The sequence below is a fragment of the Bacillus sp. SIMBA_008 genome (genome assembly GCF_046535495.1).
In the GTDB taxonomy this organism is placed as follows: Bacteria; Bacillota; Bacilli; order Bacillales; family Bacillaceae; genus Bacillus; species Bacillus subtilis.
The window spans coordinates 1-272 of the sequence record NZ_JAWRWL010000456.1 but is presented as its reverse complement, the minus strand read 5'-3'; the positions used below and the strand labels follow the sequence as shown (position 1 = coordinate 272).

Below are 272 nucleotides of genomic sequence, written 5' to 3'. Positions count from 1 at the left end.
CTATCAGTAATCCAGGCTGGTGGAAATAATCGCATTGATTCGTTTAAAACTGCGTTCGTATAAGTCATTTTCTGAAGCTGCTCTACAACCTCACTTGTTTCAGATTCGATCTTTAAAATTTCTTCCAAAACTTTCTGCTGTACCTTGGGATTGTTACCCAATAAATGCAACGTAAAAGTTAGAGCATTAGCAGTTGTTTCATGGCCTGCGATAAACAGAATTTTTATTTCGTCTATTAGTTGCTTCACAGACATTCCCTCACCAGTATCTTC

1 protein-coding gene is annotated in these 272 nt (G+C 37.5%); it reads right to left on the bottom strand.

The window, feature by feature from the left end:
* Positions 1-248, bottom strand: a 248-nt coding sequence (locus SB658_RS24000) for a cytochrome P450 (protein ID WP_410602845.1), incomplete at its 3' end; no start/stop codon positions are given.
* Positions 249-272: the final 24 nt, after the last annotated feature.